The 18,434-nt window shown below is 64.5% G+C and carries 12 protein-coding genes and 1 pseudogene; 7 read left to right on the top strand and 6 right to left on the bottom strand.

Annotation, left to right across the window (positions count from 1 at the left end; translation table 11 throughout):
- The first annotated feature begins 49 nt into the window (after positions 1-49).
- Complete coding sequence (locus tag AC07UX_RS19280; RefSeq protein ID WP_495193593.1) at positions 50-1,486, top strand: aldehyde dehydrogenase family protein; 1,437 nt, start codon at positions 50-52, stop codon at positions 1,484-1,486.
- A 103-nt stretch (positions 1,487-1,589) separates the two neighbouring features.
- Here the strand turns inward: AC07UX_RS19280 and AC07UX_RS19275 are convergent, their stop codons facing one another.
- Positions 1,590-2,750, bottom strand: coding sequence for a serine hydrolase domain-containing protein (locus tag AC07UX_RS19275; protein ID WP_495193592.1), 1,161 nt, complete (start codon positions 2,748-2,750; stop codon positions 1,590-1,592).
- A gap of 154 nt (positions 2,751-2,904) precedes the next feature.
- Between AC07UX_RS19275 and AC07UX_RS19270 the strand changes: the two genes are divergently transcribed.
- The 6 genes and pseudogenes from AC07UX_RS19270 to AC07UX_RS19245 all read left to right on the top strand — a co-directional run bounded on the left by AC07UX_RS19270 (position 2,905) and on the right by AC07UX_RS19245 (position 9,114).
- Entirely contained in the window at positions 2,905-3,633 is a 729-nt protein-coding gene (locus tag AC07UX_RS19270) for an SDR family NAD(P)-dependent oxidoreductase (protein ID WP_495193625.1), read from the top strand.
- A 1-nt stretch (position 3,634) separates the two neighbouring features.
- A complete protein-coding gene (locus tag AC07UX_RS19265; RefSeq protein ID WP_495193591.1) occupies positions 3,635-4,702 on the top strand; it encodes a phosphotransferase family protein in 1,068 nt (355 codons plus the stop codon).
- Positions 4,699-5,925: an acyl-CoA dehydrogenase family protein gene (locus AC07UX_RS19260; RefSeq protein ID WP_495193624.1), complete on the top strand. Its 1,227-nt coding sequence runs from the start codon at positions 4,699-4,701 to the stop codon at positions 5,923-5,925. Before AC07UX_RS19265 ends, AC07UX_RS19260 begins: the two co-directional genes overlap by 4 nt.
- Positions 5,926-5,942: 17 nt before the next feature.
- Positions 5,943-7,607, top strand: a complete 1,665-nt coding sequence (locus tag AC07UX_RS19255) for an AMP-binding protein (RefSeq protein WP_495193590.1) — start codon at positions 5,943-5,945, stop codon at positions 7,605-7,607.
- Between the two features lie 16 nt (positions 7,608-7,623).
- Positions 7,624-8,402 (top strand): annotated as a pseudogene (locus tag AC07UX_RS19250) (SDR family oxidoreductase).
- 25 nt (positions 8,403-8,427) lie between these two features.
- On the top strand, positions 8,428-9,114 hold the full coding sequence (locus AC07UX_RS19245) for a nitroreductase (RefSeq protein ID WP_495193589.1): 687 nt from the start codon (positions 8,428-8,430) through the stop codon (positions 9,112-9,114).
- Between the two features lie 24 nt (positions 9,115-9,138).
- Here the strand turns inward: AC07UX_RS19245 and AC07UX_RS19240 are convergent, their stop codons facing one another.
- The 5 genes from AC07UX_RS19240 to AC07UX_RS19220 all read right to left on the bottom strand — a co-directional run bounded on the left by AC07UX_RS19240 (position 9,139) and on the right by AC07UX_RS19220 (position 18,050).
- Positions 9,139-10,326 (bottom strand): acyl-CoA dehydrogenase family protein, encoded by a 1,188-nt coding sequence (locus tag AC07UX_RS19240; protein ID WP_495193588.1) that lies wholly within the window; start codon positions 10,324-10,326, stop codon positions 9,139-9,141.
- Positions 10,327-10,429: 103 nt separating this feature from the next.
- Entirely contained in the window at positions 10,430-12,205 is a 1,776-nt protein-coding gene (locus tag AC07UX_RS19235) for an N-acyl-D-amino-acid deacylase family protein (RefSeq protein WP_495193587.1), read from the bottom strand.
- Between the two features lie 39 nt (positions 12,206-12,244).
- On the bottom strand, positions 12,245-13,816 hold the full coding sequence (locus AC07UX_RS19230; protein WP_495193586.1) for an AMP-binding protein: 1,572 nt from the start codon (positions 13,814-13,816) through the stop codon (positions 12,245-12,247).
- Complete coding sequence (locus AC07UX_RS19225; RefSeq protein WP_495193585.1) at positions 13,813-15,912, bottom strand: hydantoinase B/oxoprolinase family protein; 2,100 nt, start codon at positions 15,910-15,912, stop codon at positions 13,813-13,815. Before AC07UX_RS19225 ends, AC07UX_RS19230 begins: the two co-directional genes overlap by 4 nt.
- Positions 15,909-18,050: a hydantoinase/oxoprolinase family protein gene (locus tag AC07UX_RS19220; protein WP_495193584.1), complete on the bottom strand. Its 2,142-nt coding sequence runs from the start codon at positions 18,048-18,050 to the stop codon at positions 15,909-15,911. Before AC07UX_RS19220 ends, AC07UX_RS19225 begins: the two co-directional genes overlap by 4 nt.
- Positions 18,051-18,434: the final 384 nt, after the last annotated feature.

The following is an 18,434-nucleotide window of genomic DNA, read 5'->3' as shown; positions in this document are numbered from 1 at the left end:
CGCCCATATGTTGGGGACGCGCGTGCCTTACAAATCTACGGAGAGTGCAGTGACCAATATCGACGACAACTACCGCATGCTGGTGAACGGCTCGCTCGTGACTGCGCCTGACACTATCGAGATCGTCAATCCCGCGACAGGCACGCCATTCGCCGTCGCGCCGGACTGCTCCGCCGAGCAACTCGACGAAGCGGTTGCCGGCGCGCGCACGGCATTCCGATCCTGGCGGCTGCGCCCGCTAGGCGAGCGCCAGGAAATGCTGCGCACCGCTGCCACGATCCTCACCGAGCACGCTGACGACCTGGCCCGCATCTTCACGCGCGAACAGGGGCGGCCCTTCGACGGGGCGCGGGCAGAGATCATGGTCGCGGTGCAATGGCTGAACGCCTACTCTCATATGGAAATCCCCGACAAGGTCATCGCCAAGGGTGACGGCCAGCGGGTGGAGGTCGGGCATGTCCCGCTAGGTGTCGTTTGCGCCATCGCGCCGTGGAATTTCCCCGTCAACCTGGCGTTCTGGAAGATCGCGCCCGCCTTGGTCGCGGGTAACACCATGGTTCTGAAATCCTCGCCCTTCACACCGCTGTGCATGCTCAAGATCGGCGAGTTGCTCAAGGACGTATTCCCCGCCGGCGTGCTCAACATCATTTCCGGCGGTGACGATCTGGGCCCGCTGATGACAGCGCACCCCGGCTTCGACAAGATTTCGTTCACCGGCTCCACAGCCACCGGCAAACGCGTGCTCGAAAGCGCCGCCCGTGATCTCAAGCGGGTGACGCTCGAACTAGGCGGCAACGATGCCGCGATCGTCATGCCCGACGTCGATGTCGAGGAAGCCGCGCTCGCCATCTTCATGGGCGCCTTCTACAACACCGCTCAAATCTGCATCGCCACCAAGCGCCTTTACATCCACGAGGACATCTACGAGGCGCTGAAGGAAAAGCTTGTAGCACTGGCCCACGCGATCAAGGTCGGCGACGGCGCGGAGCAGGGAACGGTGCTCGGCCCCATCCAGAACAAGCGCCAGTTCGATCGGGTGAAGTCGCTGATCGACGATGCCAAAGCGAGCGGGCTCACCGTAATCGAAGGAGCGTCCGTGCCGCAAAATGGGGGATACTTCATTCCCATCACGCTGGTCGACAACCCTCCCGAAGATTCGGCGGTCGTTCAGGAGGAGGCGTTCGGGCCGGTGCTACCGTTGCTGCGCTTCAAGACGATCGACGAAGTGGTCGATCGCGCCAATGCCAGCGACTACGGCCTTGCCGGCGCGGTCTGGTCGAAGAACGTCGAGCAGGCAGTGAGCATCGCCCGGCGGATCGAAACCGGCACCGTGTGGATCAACCAGAACCTGAAGCTGCGGCCCGACACCCCCTTCGCCGGCCACAAGCAGAGTGGATTCGGCGTGGAGAACGGCGTCGAGGGATTGATGGAATACATGGTTCCGCAGGCGATCTACATTCCCGAACCGGTCGTGACCCAGGCCTGATCGTCCACCCGGCAGGCGCGTGGCTTTACGGCGCGCCTGCCTTCGTCTGTGGCTTCGTATGGAAGGTAGGCAACGCAGCGCCGTCGCCCGCTTTCCTTCATCCTCAGCGTGCGCCCTCGATCCCGTAAAGCGCCGCGAGCAACGGCGTGAGGCGCGGATCGGAGGCCTGCCAGGTGTAGTTCGTCATCCGGTTGGGTGTATATCCGATCCCCAGTCGACGATGCGGATCGGCGAAGCCTACGCTGCCACCCATGCCGGCATGGCCGAACGCCGCCGGGTTGGAACCCATGGAGCCGGTGTTGAGGCGAAAGCCCGCCGCATAGCGGCCCGTCCCGCCACTCGATTGGTCCACGCCGGCAATGCGCTCACGGATCGCCTGCTCCAGGACCGCAGGGCTGAGGATCGGCGATTCCGGCGCGACCAGCAAGCCGTAAAGCCGCGCGAGGCCCCGCGCGCTGGCGCTGCCCCCGGCACCCGGCACCCCCGCTTCGCGCCAGGCCCGTTGGTTCGGCCACGCCCAATCCAGCAGCGGATTGAGCAGGGCGGCTTCGGCGCAAGCGGGATCGCCCGGATCGAAGCCCAGCGCATCGGCATCGGCGGCTCCGGTCATTTCGGCCTGGCGGGCATCCTCCTCCAGCGGTAGGCCAAGGTAGGCATCGATCCCGTGCGGATCCGCCACTTCTTCCGCAAAGAATCGCCCCAGGGTGCGACCATCGACACGCCGGACCAACTCGTCGGCAAGCGTTCCGAACGTCAGGGTGTGGTAACCCCACTTTCCCGGTTCGAAAAACGGAGCCTGGCCCGCAAGGAGTTCGGCCACACGGGCGTGCTCGTAGTAATCCGAGATCGTCGCCGGTTCGCGCGTCCCCACCAGTCCCGCCTGATGGGACAGCAATTGCGCAACGGTGATCGCGTCCTTTCCGTTCGCCGCGAATTCGGGCCAGACCGTGCTCACCGGCTGCTCGTATTTCAGGGCGCCGCGTTCCACGAGCAAGGCAACACACAGGGCAGCAAGCCCCTTGGAGGTCGACCACACGGCGAACAGGGTGCGTTCGTCCACCGGCCTGGACTGCTGGAGGTCGGCATATCCACCCCAAAGATCGACCAAGGCCCTGCCGTCGCGATAGACGGCAAAGCTCGCGCCCACTTCCGCGCCGGATGCAAAATTGGCTTCGAACACGGCCCGCACCCGCTCGTAACCCGGCGCGACCTTGCCATGAACCATCCCGCTACTCTGTTCAGACATCATCTTCTCCGTTTTCATCGTCAGTTCAAGGCGTCGCCAAGGCTTCAAAAAGGGGTAGCATGGGCGTCAAGCCGACAGCGTTTTAACCGATCCGTCAATTCTTACATTGACGATCCTGCCTGACTACTCAATAAGTCGATCGACTTACAACGATTCGTTTGCTCAGGACGGGATGAAGGCCTTGGATAGTTCGGACAAGACGGTACTCGTCGTCGGCGGATCGAGCGGGATCGGCCGTGGGATCGCTATCGCCTTTCGCGATAATGGAGCGGACACGCACATCTGGGGCACCAAACCTTCGGCGTCCCACTACGAAGACTCGCACGAGCTTGACGGCCTGGCCTACAGCCAAGTCGATGTCGCGGATGCCGATCGCGTCCGGTCCGTCCCCGCTGGGTTCGACAAGCTTGACGTGCTGATCCTGTGCCAGGGAACGGTCCTTTACCAGCGGCAGGAATTCGAGATCGAATCGTTCCGGCGGGTGGTCGAGGTCAACCTGAACTCGATGATGACCTGTGCCCAGCGGTTCTTTCCGATGCTTCGTGAAACGGGCGGCACCGTCATCACGGTATCGAGCACCGCCGCCTATCACGCGACGATGGGAAACCCCGCCTACAGCGCCAGCAAGACCGGCATCCTGGGGCTCACCCGGTCCCTTGCACAGGCCTGGGCGGGCAAGGGGGTCCGGGTCAACGGGATCGCGCCCGGCCTCGTCGATACCAAGCTGACAAGGGTCACCACACAGAATCCCGAACGCCTGGAAGGCGCGCTGGCGCAGATCCCGATCGCACGGCTCGGCCAGCCAGCCGACATGGCCGGCGTTGCACTGTTCCTCGCCTCTCCGCTCGCCTCCTACATCGTTGGCCACACGATCGTCGTGGATGGCGGACTGACGTTGTAAGATGGCGGAGATTTCCCACGACCGCGAAGTGTGGCGCGAGCTGATCGATCTGGGTGCCCTGGAAGCCTGGATGGATACCCAGGGGCTTGAAAGCGGCCCCATACGCGACGCGGGGACGCTGGGCGGCGGTACGCAGAATATCCTGCTTCAGTTCACGCGCGGGGACCGGCGGTTCGTACTACGCCGCCCTCCCCGTCGACCGCGTGCCGAGAGCGACTCCGTTATGCGCCGCGAGATGAAGGTTCTGGCTGCACTAGCCGGGACCGACGTGCCACATCCCTCTTTCATCGCCGGCTGTGCCGATCCCTCCATCATGGGCATCGCTTTCTATCTCATGGAACCGGTCGATGGCTTCAACGCCACGGAGGGCATGCCCGATTACCACGCACAAAACCCCAAGGTCCGCCGCCGCATGAGCGATGCGATCGTCGATGGCATCGTTGCGTTGTCGAGAGTGGATACCGATGCGGTTGGCCTTTCCGACTTCGGAAAGATCGACCATTGGCTCGAACGGCAGGTGCCCCGCTGGCGCCGACAGCTCGACGCCTACGCCCAGTTCGACAATTGGACCGGCTACGACGCCCTGCCCGACATAGAGGCGATCTGTCGGTGGCTGGAGGCGAACCGTCCGAGCGAGATGCGCCCAGGGCTCATCCATGGCGACTATCATCTGGCCAACGTGATGTACGATCCGTCGTCGCCTGCGCTGGCGGCTATCGTCGACTGGGAACTGGCGAGCCTGGGCGACCCGCTTCTTGATCTCGGTTGGCTGACCGCCACCTGGTACGATCCGCAGGATGTCGGACTGGACCCGCCTGTCATGCCGTGGGACGGCTTCGCGCCGATCGGCGACGTCGTCGACAGGTACCTGTCAGCGACCGGACGCAGCGAGCACGACGCGCTATGGTTCTCGGTCCTCGCGCCCTTCAAGCTCGGCGCCATCCTCGAAGGATCGCACGCGCGCGCCTGTGCGGGGCTGATGCCCAGGGCCATCGGCGACCAGCTGCACGAAAGCGCCATCTTCGTATTCAATCGCGCATTGCGTCGCATAAGTCAGGAGAAGTTATGAACTTCGATTATTCGGACAAGACGAAGGGGCTCATCGCGAAGCTGAGCGCCTTCATGACCGAGCATGTCTATCCGATCGAGCACGAGCGTCACGAGTTCATCCTCGACCAGAACAACATGTGGAAGGAATGGCCGGGCCTGGAGCCGCTGAAGGCCAAGGCCAGGGAACAGGGTCTTTGGAACCTGTTCCTGCCGCACGAGTACGGCGAATTCTCACCCGGACTCACCAACCTCGAATATGCGCCGCTGGCCGAAATCATGGGCCGTGTGCCTTTCTCGAGCGAGATCTTCAACTGCTCGGCGCCTGATACCGGAAACATGGAAGTGCTCGCCAAGTTCGGTTCCCCCGAACAGCAGGACCAGTGGCTCCGGCCGCTGCTGGCCGGCGAAATCCGTTCCGCCTACGTCATGACGGAACCGCAGGTGGCGTCCTCTGACGCGACCAACCTCGAGATGTCGATCATCGCCGATGGCGACGATTACGTCATCAACGGCCGCAAGTGGTGGATTTCGGGCTACATGAACCCGGCGACGACGCTGCTGATCGTGATGGGCAAGACCGATTTCGACGCGCCCCGTCATCTCCAGCATTCGACGATCATCGTGCCCAAGGACACGCCCGGCGTATCTGTGGTCCGCAACCAGAAGGTGTTCGGCGCGCTGCATTCGCCCGGCGGCGAATCGGAACTGCTGTTCGAGAACGTCCGCGTGCCCAAGAGCAACCTGATCCTGGGCGAAGGGCGTGGCTTCGAAATCGCGCAGGGGCGCCTCGGGCCGGGCCGCATCCACCATTGCATGCGCTCGATCGGACAGGCCCAGCGCGCGCTGGAGATCATGGCCCGCCGCGTGGAAAGCCGGGTCGCCTTCGGCAAGAAGCTCTCGGATCAGTCCAGCATCCGCCAGGACGTGGCGCGCAGCTTCTGCGACGTCGAAATGGCACGACTGCTGACGCTCAAGGCGGCGGACCGCATGGACAAGGTCGGCAACAAGGACGCCAAGGACCTGATCGCCGCGATCAAGGTGGTCGCGCCGCAGATGGCTCAGCTCGTGTGCGATCGCGCCATCCAGAGCCACGGCGGCATGGGCGTCTCGGACGATACGCCGATTGCGTACTTCTTCACGACCAACCGGTGGCTGCGCCTCGCCGATGGCCCGGACGAAGTCCACATGAGCCAGCTCGGCAAGCAGAAGATCAGGGAATATAATCTTCTGCCAGCCGACTGAGGGATCTCGCGCGGCGCTTGAACGCAAGGCGCCGCGCGGATCGCAGCCGGGATGGTCCCCGGCAAAGGCGAGGCCATACCGGTAGAAACCGAGCCGGGAGCGCGCGGACAGCAAAAAAAAGGGCGAGGATTGCGATGAGCTGGATCAAGAGCGGCAACCGCATGCTGGTCAAAGCCGACCTGGACAAGCGGGCCCGCCGCGCCGCGAGAATGTTCGAGGATTTCGGCATCCGTGCCGGTGACGGCGTCGCCCTGTGCCTGCGCAACGACCTGCCGTTTTTCGAAGCCGCGCTCGGAGTCGGCATGTTGGGGGCCTATTCGGTACCGCTCAACTGGCATGGCACGGCTTCCGAAACCGACTACATCCTGCGCGATAGCGGCGCAAAGCTCCTTGTCATCCACTCCGACCTGCTCACGCCTTTGCGCTCCGCGATCTCGGAAGATGTGATCGTCATCGTGGTGGAAACGCCGTCGGCGATACGCGAAGCCTATGGCATCGAGGATGCAGGCGTGCCGGAAGGCCTCCCCAACTGGGCCGATCTCGTCAGCGCCACTGCACCGCTGGACCGCGAGCCTGCCGTCGCCCCCAACTCGATGATCTACACCTCCGGCACGACCGGCAAGCCCAAGGGGGTGAAGCGGCCGCCGGCCTCTCCGGCACAGGCGCAGTCGCTATCGGACATGCTGGGCATTTCGTACGGCTATACGGAATATCTGACCGGCGGGCGCGACCCTGCGGAAATCATCACCGCCACGATCGGCCCGCTGTACCACACCGCCCCGAACATCCATTCGATCTTCTCGATCCGCATCGGCGCCAACCTGGTCGTGGAGCCGCGTTTCGATCCCGAGGCGCTGCTGGCACTAATCGAGCGCGAGCGGATCACCCATCTTAACATGGTGCCGATCATGTTCGTGCGGCTATTGCGGCTGCCCGAGGAGGTGAGGGCTCGCTACGACCTCTCGTCGCTCAGATATGTAGGTCACGCGGCAGCGCCCTGCCCTGCCCCGGTCAAACGAGCAATGATCGATTGGTGGGGACCAATCGTCAGCGAGTATTACGGCACGACCGAAATGGGGAACGTCACTCATATCGGCGCCGAGGAATGGCTGGCGCATCCTGGATCGGTCGGCCGCGCGATGCCCAATACCGAAGTGAGGATCGTCGACGCGGCCGGCAACGCGGTTGCGCCCAACGTCATCGGCGAGGTCGTCGGGATCAGGCACGGCGCGGCGGACTTTACCTACCAGAACGATCCCGCTAAGCGCGCCGCGGCCGAGATGGACGGTATGCTGGCGCCCGGCGACATCGGCTATCTCGACGACGAGGGATATCTCTACCTGTGCGACCGCAAGACCGACATGATCGTGTCGGGCGGGGCCAACATCTATCCGGCCGAGATAGAGGCCGAACTGCATCGGCTCGACAGCGTGGCCGATTGCGCGGTGTTCGGAATCCCGGATGCAGAATTCGGCGAGGCCGTCATGGCGGTCGTCCAGCCGCTGCCCGGGGCACGCATCGATCTGGACTACTTGCGATCGAGCCTGCGCAAGACGCTTGCGGGCTACAAGGTGCCCCGCTTCTTCGAAATCGCTTCCGAACTGCCCAGGGAGGATTCCGGCAAGATATTTAAGCGCAAGCTGCGCGCGCCCTACTGGGAAGGCCAGGAACGCAACATCTGACGGCAAGGACAGCGCGATGAGCGTATTCAGGGACGAGATCTTGAAGGACCGGCACGCCTTCGTCGCGGGCGGCACCAGCGGCATCAACCTGGGCATCGCGACGCGGTTCGCTCATCTTGGCGCGCAAGTCACGGTCATCGGCCGCAATCCCGACAAGGCGCAGGCAGCCGCGCTCTCGATCGGCCCCCAAGCCGTCGGCAGGTCGTGCGACGTGCGCGACTACGACGGCGTTGACCGCGCCCTTGCCGACAGCGTCGCGCGGTTCGGTCCGATCGATTTCCTCGTCTCCGGCGCCGCGGGCAACTTCCTCAGCCGCGCCGAGACGCTTTCCGCCACGCATTCCGCACCGTGGTGGACATCGACCTGAACGGCACCTTCAACGTCTTTCGCGCCGGCCTCGACAAGCTGCGCCAGCCGGGCGCCTCGCTGATCGCGATCACCGCGGGGCAAGCGATCAACCCGGCCATCGGGCAAGCGCATGCCTGCGCCGCCAAAGCCGGCATCAACCAGTTGATCCGGACGCTGGCGATGGAGTGGGGCCCCCTGGGCATTCGCGTGAACGGCATTTCGCCCGGCCCCATCGCGGGAACCGAAGGTATGGCCCGCCTAACGCCCGACGACGCGAGCAGGCAGGCGCTCATTTCGCGCATTCCGCTACGGCGCTACGGAGAGATCGGCGAGATTGCGGAAGCCGCCGTCTTCCTGTGCAGTGCTTCTGCCAGCTACATCACCGGCACGATCCTGGACTGCGAAGGCGGATCGCAGCTAGGCGATGCCAGCGACCGGGCTTTCTGACTGCACCATCGTGAGGACTCCCGTCATGAACACCGCCGCATCTCCCGTCCAAGTGCTCGACGACCTGCTCAGATCGCGCAGGTCCATTCGCGGTTTTCGCCCCGATCCGGTCCCGGATGATGTCATGGAATGCGTATTTACGATGGCGGGGCAGGCTCCCTCGAACTGCAACGTCCAGCCGTGGGTGGTGCATGTACTGTCGGGAAAGGCAAGGGACCGTATGGCTGATCTGCTGTATCGCGCGGCCAGTTCGCAGGCCTCGCCATCTCCGGACTATCCGCTGACGGGCCCCTACCCAGGCGAATACCGCGCGCGCCAGATCGGCGCGGCCAAGGCGCTGTTCGCCGCCACCGGCGTGGCGCGCGACGACATCGCCGCCCGCACCGAGAGCATGTTGCGCAACTTCCGCTTCTTCGACGCGCCGCACGCCGCGTTCATCCTGATGCCCGACTGGGCGCAAATCCGCGAGGCGGCGGACTGCGGCAACTACGCGCAATCGCTCATGCTGGCGATGACCGCCCATGGCATCGGCTCGTGCGCGCAAGGGGCGCTAGGCCATTACGCCGACCTGGTTCGCAAGGAACTGGGTGTGGCGGACGACTTGCGCGTACTTTACGGCATAGCCTTCGGATATCCGGACGAACTGCACCCCGCCAACACGGCGCGCACCGACCGGGCCCCGCTGAGCGACAACACGGCCTTCCACCAGTAGAAACGTGCGAAAGGCCGCGCGGTTCTAGGCCGGGATCAGGCTATCCGATGCCGCAGCTTCGCGCGTCCCGGTCGCCTGCGCCGTTCCCTTTCCCAGCGCGACATGGCGCGAGAGATGGTAGTCGATCGCACCAAACTCGCTTTCGATGCAGGTGCTGCGGCGGAAGTAGTGGCTGACGGCCGCCTCGTCTGTCACGCCCATGCCGCCGAAGAGTTGCACCGCGTTTTGTCCGACGAAGCGGCAGGCGCTGCCGATCGTGACTTTCGCGGCGGATGCGGCACGCATGCGTTCGGCGGGCGCGGCACCGAGCTTGAGCGTTGCGAGATAAGTCGCCGAACGGGCCATTTCGACCTGCATGTACATGTCCACGAGCCGGTGCTGGAGGACCTGGAACGATGCGAGGGGCTGGCCGAATTGCCGCCGCTCCAGAAGGTAGGCCCGGGTATAGGCCAGCATCTGCTCCATCAGCCCGACCGCCTCGGCGCAGATGGCAGCGATGGCGCGGTCCAGCAGTTCCTCGGCAAGATCCGCCGCCTGTCCCTCGGCCCCGAGCAAGGCGTGGCCGGGCAGTGCGACGTGCGCGAACTCGATGTCGGCGGCATCGCGCCCGTCCACCGTGGGATATGCGCGCTGCGAAATCCCGTCCAGGACGCTGTCGACGAGGAACAGCGACAGCCCTTCCCTGTCGCCCGGTTTTCCGGCGGTTCGGGCAAGGACGAGCAAGTGATCGGCCCAGGGTGCGGCGGTCACGACCGCCTTGGAACCGTCGAGACGCCAGCCGTCGCCGTCCTGGCGGGCGGTGACAGCGACGTCTGCGATCCTGTTGCGCAAGCCCGCCTCGCCCCAGGCGAAGGCGCAGATCGCCTCACCCGCGACGATCCGCTCCAGCACCGCGCGGGCGTGGGCGCCGCCATCGGCGACCAGCGCAGGGACGGCGATCGCAACCGTTTCGAGATAAGGTTCGACGACGAGCGCGCGGCCAAGCTCCTCCATCACGATCATCGTTTCGACGCCGTCACCACCGATGCCGCCCAGATCCTCTGGCACGCCCACGGCGGTTATACCCAGATCCCCGGCCAGCGCGGTCCAGATGTCGCGAGAGACGGGCTGCCCGCGCCGAGCAAAGCGGCGCTCGAACGGATAACGGCCACGCAGGAACCCCTGAACGCTGTCCTTCAGCAACTGCTGCTCGTCCGACAAGGTGAAGTCCATATTTGGCATTCTTTCATGATGTTCGGGAAACGGTAAGCGGGGGAATGATCGCGCGCTTCGCACCGGACGAAGCGCGCGATCACCTCTCCCTCCCCGGGAAATCCTATTCGGCTGCTTCGAGGTACTCGATGCGGGTCAGGTCGGCATGCTTCTTGATGTCGACGGTGTAGGTATCCTGCCGCGCACGCAAGACCTTGCCGGGCAGGGCCTTGGTATATTCGCCGTCGGCAATGATCGGCACGCCGTTGACGATCACGTAGTCGAAGCCTTCGGCATCGGTGTAGAGCCGTTCGCCGCCTGCCGGGAAATCGGCGCGCAGTTCGACCGGAAGCGTGTTCAGCCGTTCCAGATCGAAGATGTTGAGGTCGGCATGGTTGCCCACCGCGATGACGCCACGATTCTTCAGGCCGACATAGTTGGCGATGGCCTGCGTGAATTCGTGGACCGCCTCCTCCACCGTCATGAAGCCATATTCGCGTACCGCGTGCATCAAGAACTGGGTGCCGTGGCAATAGGCTTCGAGCTGGTCGAGGTGCGCGCCGCCGTCGTCCCCGCCCCACATCGTGCGATCATCGCGCAGGCAATCGGCGACCCACTTCCACAGCGCCTTTTCGTCGCGGGTGGGATCGACCGGGACGACGATCGTCTCCAGGTTGTCCTCGACCATGATGTCCATCAGCGCGTTGAACGGTGTCTTGCCTTCCTCCACCGCGATGTCGCTGACCATGCGGCCCAGATACTTGCGGTTCTTCTCGGACTTGACGGTGTTGATCCGAAAGGTGTGCCACAGCGACATGAACTTCGCGTTGTCAGTATCGTCGATCTTGAGCGCGTCCTCTTCGAGCTGCGCGCGCAGCGACTGGTCCGCGAAGCGCGCGACGCGCTCCTCGTGATTGCCGCGGTAGACCCAGTTCCAGATGCCGGGGAACTGGTCGTAGGACAGGCCGCTTTTCATGTTGAGGTAGCCGCGCAGTGGGTAGGAGGGCGATTGCACGCGCAGTTCCGCCCCCATCTTGCGGGCGTAATCGGTGGCGCTCAGCTTGTTGCGCGCGAAGTCCTGGCTGGTGTAGCCGGGCGTGAGCAGCGGCCAGGCATATGTGCGGTTTGCCGCGAGTGATACTTCGGCCATCTTGCGCATGCCAGCTTCGTCCAAAAGGCGGCCGGTGTGGACGTAACCCGCGATCGTGCCTTCATATTCGCTAACGATCGACATCAGCTCGATCAGTTCCTCGTGCGAGGAATGCAACGAGGGCACGTCCTCGCCTTCGTGGTCCTTGTGCGTTTCGATGTGGCTGGAGGAAAATCCCAGCGAACCTTCCTGCAGCGACTGGTGCAGCAGCGCCTTCATCTGGTCGATCTGCTCGCGTGTGATGGTGTCGGAAACCGCGTCTTCGCCCATGACGTACGCGCGCAGAGTCGAATGACCGGTCATGAAACCTATGTTGACGCCCACCCTGCCTTCGAGGAAATCGAGCATCTCGGCCGTCGTATGCCAATCGATCCGGGCGCCGTGGATCAGCGATCCATGGGGAATGCCCTCCACTTTCGCCAGCATCGGGATGAGGTATTCCAGCGATTCCCTGGTGGCCGGCGCCAGCGTGAAACCGCAGTTGCCGCAGATGAAGGTAGTGACGCCATGCTTGGTATGCGGCTCGACCCAGGGGTCCCAGGTGATCTGCGCATCGTAGTGCGTGTGCATATCGATGAAACCGGGCGAGACGTAGCGACCGGCGGCATCGATCGTCTTCGCGCCTTCGACGGAGTCCGGGCCGACGTACGAAATGCGCCCGTCCCGGACCGCAACGGTGCCATCGAATGCAGGCGCGCCCGTGCCATCTACGATCCGGGCGTTCGTGATAACGAGATCATGTTGTGCCATCGCGGTTTCCTCTTCCTTCAAATCAGGCGGCCGTGCGTTTCATGCGACGCTTCGTTCGGCCCCCTGCCAGTATCGTGACCTGAGAATTTTCTTGTCGACCTTCCCCACCGGGGTGAGCGGCAGGGCATCGACGAATTCGACGATCTTGGGCGCCTGTACCGGGCCCTTGCCATCGCGCACCAGCGCTACAAGCTCCTCCCTATCGACCGTGCGGCCAGGCCGCAGGACGACGATGGCGGCGACCGCCTCGCCCCAGCGGGGATGAGGAACGCCGATGACCGCGCAGGAGGCCACAGCCGGATGCCGGGCCAGGCAGTCCTCGACCTCGCGGGTGAAGATGTTGAAGCCGCCGGAGATGACCATGTCCTTCACCCGGTCGACGATGTAGAGATACCCTTCGGCATCCCGGCGCGCCACGTCGCCGGTGTGGAGCCAGCCGCCTTCGAGCACCTTGGCGGTTTCCTCGGGGTTTTCCCAATAACTTTCCATGACCAGCGGCCCGCGTACGCAGATCTCCCCGGCCTCATCGGCGGCCGCTTCCGATCCATCGGGCCGGATCAGCTTGATGCTGTTGGGCGCCTGCGGGAAACCGCAGGACTCGAGCCGGTGCGGCCGTGTCAGGTCGTGATCGCCCTTCGACAGGTAGCAGATGTTGTTGGGCGCTTCGGTCTGCCCGTAAAGCTGGCAGAACTTGGGGCCGATCCGCTCGATCGCCTCGGCAAGGCGCGAGGGCGAAATCGGCGCCGCGCCGTAAATCACCATTTCCAGGCTCGACAGATCGTAGTCCTCCACGCGCACGCGGTCGAGCAGGTCGTAGATCATTGAGGGGACGACGAACGTAGCAGTGATCTTCTCACGCACGATCGTTTCCAGGAAAGCTTCGGGATCGAACCCGGGCACGACGTGGAATTCGCCCCCTCGCACCAGCGTGGGCGTCAACATCGCGCCCGCCGCGTGGGAAATCGGTGTCGCAATGAGAAAGCGGGTATCGACCGGCCAGTCCCAATGCGCCAAGGCCTGCATGGTGGCCGAGACGATCGAGCCGTGACGGTGAGCGACGCCCTTGGGACGCCCCGTAGTTCCGCCGGTGAAGATGAGGTTGGCGATATCCTGCGGCAGCGCCTCGCTGGCGAACGCGGCACCGGACAATGCATCGGCGTGGGAAACCGGGATGCCGAATGTACCGTCGATCGTGAAAAGCGCTTTCAGTCCGGCCTTTTCGAAGATGACGCGGCCGCGTTCCGCGAACGCACGGTCATCGACGAGCAGCCCGGAAATCTTCGCAAAGTCCAGGATATAGAGGTGGTCGTCTTCCGAACCCTTGGGATGCAGCGGAGTATAACGCATGCCCAGCAGCTGTCCGGCAAGGTTGGCGTAGATGACCTCCAGCCGGTTGGTCGCCAGGATCGAGAACCCGTCGCCCCGCGTCAGGCCGTGCTGCCGGAAAAGTCGGGCGTATTGCGCGACTTTCGCCTCGACCTGGGTATAGCTGAGGCGCACGCCGCCGCCGACCAGCGCCGTCCTTTCGGGATGGCGCCGCAAGGCCCCGGCCTGCAGGTCCCCCACGGTCACTCCCAGCCGCAACACCTCGTCATCGTGCAGCGCGCTCATGCCGCGATCTTCGCCTCTGCGGCGGCGGTCCAGCGTACCGGGGAGACGTCGAAGGACCGGGCGTGGCCCGCGGGCGTCACGTCCACCTCCAGCAGCTCGCCGCTGATCGGGTCGAGATAGGCAACGTAATCCACCTGGTCCGAGGCATTGCCGAACCCGAAGATCCTCGGGCAGCCATCGGTCCAGCTGTCCGGGCTCACTGCCAGCGGCGCACCCGAGCCGTCGGCGACCGCGACGCTACCGCGCTGACGAATGCCCGAGAACAGCGGCGCATCGCCGCCTTCCGCCCGGTCGCGAAGGTCGGCGGTCCAGGTCAGCGGCTTGGGCGCGGGCTGCGCCGTGGCAAGTCGCTCGGCACGGATTTGCGCGCGCTGGGCCTCGATTTGCTCGGCGCTGCCCTCGAAGACGCCGTAGATCGCGAGCGCCTGCTCCGCGGTCAGCATGCCGCGGCGTACGTCCTGAAGCACCAGATCGGGCGCGCGGGTCAGGGGATCGCCCCAGCCACCGCCGTTGCTGTTGTCGCAGATGATGAGGTCGCCGTTGTTCACCTGGAGCCCGTCCTGGTGGCAGGCGAGATACTCGGTCTCCTCACTGCCCGCGCGGCGGATGAGCAGCCGCGTCGGGATGCCGGGCAGGCCGCCCGCCATGCCGGCGATCGGCATGCGCTCGCGGTTGCCCATGATCGTCATCGACAGCGGCTGGGGCGCGTCGATGGCATAGGAGACGGTCGCCGGCCGCCCGGCGGTGAACCTGCCCGCACCGCCGATGCCGGCGCGCGGCGCGCGGGTTTCGATGCGGATCGGATACCAGCTTTCGAGCACTTCGATGTCGACCGTCTCCAGCACGCCGTGACCGACCGCCTGGTAGGTCATGTTGGCCGTATCGCGATCGTGACCCGCGCTCGCCCCCACCAGCGCGCCGTCCAGCATCAGCCAGCCGACCGGCAGGCCATCATGGCCCAGTCCGGCAAGGGTATGCAGCGCCAGACCGGACGAAGCGCTCGGCCCCGCCAGGTTGCGCCGCGCGCGTGCGTTCGGCGAAGCGGCCAGCGCATAGTTGAGCGCGCGGATCGCCACTTCCAGCGCCGCCTGCCCCACGTCGAGGTGCGGCCCGCCGATCGGCGCGGGCGCCTGCGCGTCAAGAATGGAGCCGGGTTCGCAAACGATATTGAAGCTGCGGAACAGGCCTTCGTTGTACGGCAGGCCATCGCCGACATAGGTCGCCAGTTGCGATCCGACGAGGCTGCGCAGGATGTAGGGCTTGGAGTTCAGGAAGTGCGTGGTCTGCGGCGAGGCGCCGACGAAGTTGAACGTCAGCGTGTCGGCCTCGACGGTCAAGGTGCATGGGATGTGATAGAATTCGTCCGTCCACTCGCTCCAGGTGGTGGCGCGATAGGTCCCCGGCTCGATCTCGCCGATGCGGCGGCGCACTTCCGCCTCGGTCAGGGTGGACAGCGCATCCATGACCTCGACGAAGACGTCGCCGCCATATTCCTTGATCAGCTTGCCCAACTGTTCGCGAACGATGTTGCCGCCCGAGATCAGCGAGCGAATGTCCATTTCCACGACGTCCGCCATGCGCACGTTGTTGCGGAAGATCGCCCAGATATCGCGCTGTTCCTCGCCCTTGCGATACAGGCGCACGGGGGGGACGCGGAAGGCCTCCTGGTAGACCTCGACGGCTGAGGTGGAGAACGAGCCGGGCACCATCCCGCCCATGTCGATCATGTGCGCAGAGGTCCCGACCCATGCGACCAGCTTGCCCTCGATGAAGATAGGCAGGTGAATGAACACGTCCTGCGCATGGAGGCCGCCACCGTTGTAAGGATCGTTGACGAGGAAGATGTCGCCTTCGGAGATCGTGTCCCCGTGCAGTTCGTAGATCTTGCGGATACCGTGCCCGCCGACATGGAAGTGCAGTTGCATTGCGCCGCCGCCGATCACGAGATCGCCGCTGGGGCCGTAGATGGTGCAGGAACAATCGCCCGCTTCCGCGACGATGGGGCTGATGGCGGTGCGGATGATCGTGCGCGAACCGTCTTCGGCAATCGCTTCGAGCTTGCAGCGCAGGACTTCGAGGAGAATCGGATCGGTCATTGTGCCGGACCTTCAAAACGAGTGATGAGAGAACCGTTTGGCTCGACGGTCACCGACGAGCGCGGCGGGGCCCACAGCGTGGTATCGGCCTTGTCGAGCAACGCGGGACCGGCGATGCGATCGCCCGGATGCAGCCGCTCGGCATCATATACAGGAACGTCCTGGCTCACGCCGTGGCCGAAATAGACCGACCGCGACCCGGCCGCCTGAGCGTCGCCGCCGCCATCGCGCGCCACCAGCACATCGGGCAGCACCGCACGAACAGTCCGGCCGATGCCAATGACGCGCACGTTCGACAGCTCGATCTGCGTTTCCCCGGTCAGGCCGGAAACGCCGTACTGTTTCGCATAGGCCTGCTCGAACCGCTTATGCAGCGCGTCCGGATCGAACATGCTGCCCTCCAGGGCCAGCGTCAACGAGTTGCGCTGACGGTGGAAACGCATGTCCACCTCGCACACCAATTGGCGATTCTCGACCGCGACGTTCTGGTGCTCCAGATCCTGCTCGGCGCGCGCTTTCAGGTCGGCGAACGCGGCGTTGGCGCTGTCAGCGGAATCGCCCAGCATCTGGTCGACCGCGACCGTGCGTTCACGCCGGATGTCGGCACTTGCCGCGCCATAGGCCGAAAGCACCGAGGCAACCGACGGCGTCAGCACCCACTGCAGTTCAAGCTCCTGCGCCATCGTCGTGGAGAACAGCGAGCCCGATCCGCCGAAGGCGACGACGCCGAACTTGCGCACGTCGATACCGCCCGAGGATATCCGCGCCCGCATCGCCTTGCCCATTTCAGCCAGGGCGATCTCACGAATGCCGAATGCGGTTTCCATCGCGTCGAGGCCCAGCGGCGCGCCCAATTTCTCGCAGGCACGCCGCGCCGCCTCTACGTCGAGCTGCATCGATCCGCCCACGAACGAAGTCGCATCGATATAGCCCAGCAGCACCATCGCGTCGGTCACCGTGGGGACGGTGCCGCCACGCCCGTAGCATACCGGCCCCGGCGTCGCGCGGGCCGACTGGGGGCCGACGCGCAGCAACCCGCGATCGTCGATCCACGCCATCGAACCACCGCCCGCGCCGATCGATTCCACGTCGATCGCCGACTGGCTGGTCATCAGGCCGCCGATCTCGACGCTCTGGCGCCGGTGCGGGATGCCGTCCTCGACGACTGCAACGTCGATGCTGGTACCGCCCATATCGCAGCACAGCCCATTGCTCAGGCCATGGGCGAGAGTGACTTCGCCCGCGGCCACCGCGCCCGCGGCCGGACCGGACGACGCCAATGCAATGGGCGTCGCACGCGCCTCCGCGATCGTGATCGCGCCGCCGCCCGAATGCAGGAGCAAGATCGGCGCCTTGAGGCCACCACGCTCCAGTTCGTGCGCCAGTTCCTCCACCCCGTCCAGCGCGTCCGAGGTGAATGCGTTGAGTACCGCCAGCGTGGTCCGCTCGTATTCGCGCATGACCGGGTTGAGGTCGGCACCGCTGAACACCGCGATGTCGGGGTAAAGGCGCTTCACCGCCTCGACCGCCTGTTGCTCATGCACGGGATTGCGGAAGGACCACAGGAATGAGATCGCGAAAGCGTCGACGCCCTGCTCCTCGACCAGCGACTTCGCCGCCGCCTCCACTTGCGCAACGTCGAGCGGGGCAAGCACTTCGCCACGCCGGTCGATGCGTTCATCGATACCGCGCACCGCATCCTTGGGAACCGGATTCCAGCCGAGGACGAGCCAGCCGTCCTGCTCCTTGCGATGTCCGCGCATCGCATGGATATGGTCTTCGAACCCTGCGGTGGTGAGCAGGCCCACGGTCTTGCCGCGCTGCGTTGCAAGGACATTAGTGACGGCGGTGGTACCGAGGCCAAAGCGGGCGATGCTGGCGAGAAAGTGTTCGAGCGGACGGCCGAGCTGCGCGGCCAGAAGAGTGCAGGCGCCCATCACGCCGTCGCTGAACCGCGCCGGGTTGGTCGGCGATTTCGCGCGCCATACGTTATTGCCATCGCTGCACACCGCGTCGGTGAAAGTGCCGCCCACGTCGATACCGACGACGAAAGTGTGGGCCTCGCCCTCGCCGCTTCCTACACCGGTGCTCGCAGTGTTTCGCACCTCCACTACCGTCCCGTCCGCCAGAGCATCCATAACCGCATCCTTGATTGGCGCGAAAACCGACGGCGAGAGGGCCCGGTCCGCGTACATTCCCTTAAGTTTCGATCGACGTAATGTTACGGTCGCTCGACCAGCAGCCGCGTGGCTGCATTCGGAACCCGCTCGCCACGGCGCGTCGCCGGCGCGAGGCATGGTGCGGAACGAGGCCTTGCAGCCACATGATCAGAACGCCCCAGGGGGCTGCACGTACACACCCGCCACATCCGACTCCATCGCTTCCGGCGCTTATATCTGCCGCTGGCAACACATTGAGTAATCGTTTAATAAACTACGTCAAGCCTGTTTTGATTGCGCGATAGTGCAAACGATCGACTTATATCTGTCGCTATGAGCAATTTTATGACGATATTTTTGCTA

The organism is Sphingobium sp. GW821-FHT02B05 (assembly GCF_059421905.1).
The sequence above is the reverse complement of the archived record's forward strand: the minus strand, read 5'-3'. Positions and strand labels throughout refer to the sequence as shown.

Bases quoted from the DNA above. Each gene is read 5' to 3' on its own strand.
- AC07UX_RS19230 (WP_495193586.1), bottom strand. From the start codon at position 13,816: ATGAGCGCGCTGCACGATGACGAGGTGTTGCGGCTGGGAGTGACCGTG.
- AC07UX_RS19275 (WP_495193592.1), bottom strand. From the start codon at position 2,750: ATGAAAACGGAGAAGATGATGTCTGAACAGAGTAGCGGGATGGTTCAT.
- AC07UX_RS19260 (WP_495193624.1), top strand. From the start codon at position 4,699: ATGAACTTCGATTATTCGGACAAGACGAAGGGGCTCATCGCGAAGCTG.
- AC07UX_RS19265 (WP_495193591.1), top strand. From the start codon at position 3,635: ATGGCGGAGATTTCCCACGACCGCGAAGTGTGGCGCGAGCTGATCGAT.
- AC07UX_RS19220 (WP_495193584.1), bottom strand. From the start codon at position 18,050: ATGGATGCTCTGGCGGACGGGACGGTAGTGGAGGTGCGAAACACTGCG.
- AC07UX_RS19245 (WP_495193589.1), top strand. From the start codon at position 8,428: ATGAACACCGCCGCATCTCCCGTCCAAGTGCTCGACGACCTGCTCAGA.
- AC07UX_RS19270 (WP_495193625.1), top strand. From the start codon at position 2,905: ATGAAGGCCTTGGATAGTTCGGACAAGACGGTACTCGTCGTCGGCGGA.
- AC07UX_RS19240 (WP_495193588.1), bottom strand. From the start codon at position 10,326: ATGGACTTCACCTTGTCGGACGAGCAGCAGTTGCTGAAGGACAGCGTT.
- AC07UX_RS19235 (WP_495193587.1), bottom strand. From the start codon at position 12,205: ATGGCACAACATGATCTCGTTATCACGAACGCCCGGATCGTAGATGGC.
- AC07UX_RS19225 (WP_495193585.1), bottom strand. From the start codon at position 15,912: ATGACCGATCCGATTCTCCTCGAAGTCCTGCGCTGCAAGCTCGAAGCG.